Raw genomic sequence first — 3,854 nt, 5'->3', positions numbered from 1 at the left:
ACCTCCCCACCTCCCCACAAATCAAGTTTTCGGGTTAGAACGAAACGGCCCTGCCTTTCAAAGGGGGGCAGGGGGGATCAAGGGGGGATTGCTCGGGGGGATACGCCTGACGGCACGCTACGCGAAGGTCAAAAGTTCCATGATTAGAAAGAAATGGTATCAGGAGAAACGGGATAACCCGTGTTTCCAGTTATAGGGGTGTGCCATATCAGTGGGTTCGCGGAGTGTGCCTAGAGTGCATCCTTTTTAAAATCCCCTGTAAACGGCTCTCTACTCTCTAGGCTCTGGCTGCCGAGTTGTGTTTTTTGGGGGTCAGGTATAAGCAATTAGGATGTAATTAGAAAAATTTATAATAAAAACCATTCAAACTATCTCCAAGATCCGTTGTAAAACGTCGGTTTTTTCCCTTAATATCAAAAGATAAAGAAAGTCTGAAGTGCCGTTGCTCAGGCTAATCATCCCTTAGTGTTTGCATAAGGCTAGCTTATACTTTCTTGAAGTTGAACTCAGAGGAAAATGAGATGGCAAGCTATAAGGTGACGCTGAAAATGCCGGAAGGCCCAGAAACAACAATTGATGTTCCCGATGACAAGTCGATCCTTGATATTGCTAATGAGGAAGGCCTAGATCTGCCCTTTTCCTGTAGTGCAGGCGCTTGCTCGACCTGTGCTGGTAAACTCGAATCTGGTACTGTAGATCAGTCTGATCAGTCTTTCTTAGATGATGATCAAATTGAAGCGGGATATATCCTGACTTGCGTTGCTAAACCGACCTCTGATTGCGTGATCACAACTCACCAAGAAGAAGCACTGTACTAAATCGAGTATCGACTAGAAGTTACTCACAGATTGTGAGAATATCTAGATTAAGCGAAAGTCTCCAGTACAAAAACCAAGGCTGATCAAGACTGGGTTTTTGTGTGGAACTTGATAAAACCCTAACTAAAATTTGTTGAGGAAAGCAAAATGGCAACTTACAAAGTCACACTGAAAATGCCCGAAGGGAAGACAGAAACCATTGAGGTTCCCGATGATGAGTATATTCTCGATGTTGCTGAAGAGAAAGGCTTAGACCTTCCATATTCCTGCCGTGCGGGCGCTTGCTCAACTTGTGGAGGTAAAATCGAATCCGGTACTGTTGATCAGAGCGATCAGTCTTTCTTAGATGATGATCAAATTGAAGCGGGATATGTCCTGACTTGCGTCGCCTATCCAAGTTCAGACTGCGTGATTTTGACTCACCAAGAAGAAGAAATCGCTATTTAATCAAATGATTCAAAATTGCAGGGATATGGGACATCAAAAAAAAATAGCGACCAGTTATGGCTGTAACGGGTCACTGATATCCTAAAAGGAGTTAGAAATAACCCGGCCTCAATCCCTCAACTCAGGAATCGATGATTGCTCGGGACTAGGTTATGATTCCATCAACTAGCCAGCTAGTTGAAAAGATGTTCAAATCATGCACAGGATTCTGAATTCTATTCTAACCTAGTCCCTTATTACTCGGCTTTCGTTCTCAATCATCTGTAATGGTTGCCAAAAAGCAACAGATTCACTCAGACGTTTCAGCTCAGTACCTGGAAAGTAGAACTGGAGAATGCGATCGCTAGACCAACCTAACTCAGAGAGTTTGTACGATCCAGTTTGGCTTAAACCGACACCATGACCGAAGCCGCCCCCAACAAACAGATAACCATCCAGTTTTTTATCTTTGTCGTAAATCGGATCAATATAAAATAAGGTACTCACGGGCGGCCAGAACGCATTTTGAATTTCATCCTTTTCTATCTTGATCGTCTCTTTTTCGGTTTGAACTTCCATTTGAAGAACTCGTCCAGACGGCGATCGCTGTGTGACCTTGACTTGTTTAATCGTCTGAAAATCCGGTTTAATACTATATTTACGCTCCAGATAATACTTCAGATGTGCGGTCATCGCCTTTAAACTCGTTGCTTCTCGCCAACGAAAGTCTACCCAACCCTCCTCATTAAACCCCTTCTGCAAACTCATAAACCGTCGAAAATTCTGCTCGTCGGCTAAACTATTGGCAGATAAATCCCAGACTTGACCTTGTGCATCGACAACGGGGCGCAGATAGGAACGTTCAGGCCCATCCCAAATATCGTGGAAATTTGCAGTGACTCCACCACTCAACGAGAAATAAACGGCATCGGCTAATTGATTATTATAAGTCAGCACTAATCCCTCAGTCACAGCAACCCCTCGATCTGTAGACGGGTAAACTTCAGTCAGTCCCTTATAAACCTGACAGTCGGTATTGGCACAGATTTGGTAGTTATCCGCCTCAAAGCGTCGTAAATTTCGTAAGGCGTAAGTTCTCGATAAAATCGCTTGAGCTTCAATCGAAGCATCTGGGGGCCAAGCACCCATTTCGTGAGGAACCACACCCCGTAAATAGGTTTCTAGCGGAACATGATTGACTAATGTATAGGTTCCATAGGCATCGGGTTGAAGTTCCAGACTTCCGCCATAACTCATCGGTTGAGGATCTTTGCTACTTTTGTGAACCTCGATCACATTTTGAGTCGCACTCAAGAGAAGTTCATGGCGGTTGTAACGAAAGCCTCCCAATACCCAATAGGGAACTCGCTGCTGCTTGAGAACTTGAGTTTGTAAACGAACCTTTTGATGTCCTTGAGCTTTTATACTTTCGATCAACCAACGTCGCAATAAAGGCGTATTATAAACGCTACGTTTGGCCCAAACTTGCCACAAGTCAGGTTGAGCGAGTTCAACTTCAATCCCCATTTCCCGCCATTTTTGGGCTTCCTCCTCGGCGGTTTCATAGCTGCGATGGCTACTGAGAACGATTCGTTCATCAACCAACGGTTCAGCCAAGGGTTGGGTTTCTATTTTGAGAATGACACTCAGGGTTTGAAGAACCTTTTCACCTTCTTCTGACTGAAACCGTAGCGTTAGGTGATCGTCGGGTTTGGCTTTGAGAATGAGTGTGTCCGTCGGTTTTTTCCCAAATTGCTGAACCACTCCGACTTCCAAAGTGGGGTTAAACTCTTGTTGAGTATTCGCCTGAGCGGGTGTTACGGCAAGTACACAGATAGAAACGATAACCTGAGACAGTGAGATAAAACTGAACGGATAGACGGTTAGACTATGTTGACAGACTCGAGGAGATGTAAAGCTTGAGGTTGGAATAATCATTCAGGTCAATTCCAGTTGTATCTAAACGTTTGCATAGCGATCGCAGGCAACCATCAAGCATTGTAGAACATTGACACCGCAGTTATTCACCGGGAAACAGAGATTTCAACGGAGGGATGAATTTTGAGTTTTTCGGTTTAATGCTGTGTTGAAGCGGATACTCTATAGATGGGTTGATCACAACGGATAGGTTGGGTTGAGAGGCTGTTGACATCCTCTCCGCCGTAAACGACGGAGATTCCAAACATCACTGTTTGGGTTTCCTCTTTCTATGAGTTGACTTACTCAACTGGGTTTCCCCACTTAAGCAGAGATCAGTCTCTCGGGAGGCGTTGATTTCCGTCTGCCCGACGGTATTTGATAGTTGTTTAAGTGCAGATTTTAGAATATTTTTGGCGGCATTTTCGTCTCGGTCTGCTACATACCCACAGTGAGGACATTTGTGAGTCCGGGTGCTGAGAGTTTTGACAACCTTCTCACCGCAATTTGAGCAGTTTTGAGATGTGTATGCGGGTTCAACTGCTACAACCGGAACCCCATAAATCCTCCCAAAATACTCCAGCCATTCTCTAAATCTGTACCAAGCAGCATCATTAATTGATTTAGCTAAATGATGATTTTTAACTAAATTGCGTATCCGTAGGTTTTCAATCGCTACCAAGTCGTTAGACT

4 protein-coding genes are annotated in these 3,854 nt (G+C 44.3%); 2 read left to right on the top strand and 2 right to left on the bottom strand.

Annotated features, from left to right (window positions below; translation table 11 throughout):
• The first annotated feature begins 521 nt into the window (after positions 1-521).
• Together VB836_RS13455 and VB836_RS13450 are read left to right on the top strand one after the other, a co-directional pair.
• Complete coding sequence (locus tag VB836_RS13455; protein WP_323219775.1) at positions 522-818, top strand: ferredoxin; 297 nt, start codon at positions 522-524, stop codon at positions 816-818.
• A 147-nt stretch (positions 819-965) separates the two neighbouring features.
• Positions 966-1,265, top strand: coding sequence for a ferredoxin (locus tag VB836_RS13450; protein WP_323219774.1), 300 nt, complete (start codon positions 966-968; stop codon positions 1,263-1,265).
• 225 nt (positions 1,266-1,490) lie between these two features.
• Here VB836_RS13450 and VB836_RS13445 read toward each other — a convergent pair whose 3' ends face one another.
• Both VB836_RS13445 and VB836_RS13440 read right to left on the bottom strand, forming a co-directional pair.
• On the bottom strand, positions 1,491-3,182 hold the full coding sequence (locus VB836_RS13445; RefSeq protein ID WP_323219773.1) for a SpoIID/LytB domain-containing protein: 1,692 nt from the start codon (positions 3,180-3,182) through the stop codon (positions 1,491-1,493).
• 247 nt (positions 3,183-3,429) lie between these two features.
• A partial coding sequence (locus VB836_RS13440; RefSeq protein ID WP_323219772.1) for an RNA-guided endonuclease InsQ/TnpB family protein occupies positions 3,430-3,854 on the bottom strand: 425 nt, incomplete at its 5' end.

It is taken from the genome of Limnoraphis robusta BA-68 BA1 (assembly GCF_034932365.1).
GTDB classification, from domain to species: domain Bacteria; phylum Cyanobacteriota; class Cyanobacteriia; order Cyanobacteriales; family Microcoleaceae; genus Capilliphycus; species Capilliphycus robustus.
This window is presented reverse-complemented; position numbering and strand designations above follow the sequence as displayed.

What these genes read in the sequence shown, in the direction of transcription:
- VB836_RS13455 (WP_323219775.1), top strand. Translation starts at nt 522, where the DNA reads ATGGCAAGCTATAAGGTGACGCTGAAAATGCCGGAAGGCCCAGAAACA.
- VB836_RS13445 (WP_323219773.1), bottom strand. Translation starts at nt 3,182, where the DNA reads ATGATTATTCCAACCTCAAGCTTTACATCTCCTCGAGTCTGTCAACAT.
- VB836_RS13450 (WP_323219774.1), top strand. Translation starts at nt 966, where the DNA reads ATGGCAACTTACAAAGTCACACTGAAAATGCCCGAAGGGAAGACAGAA.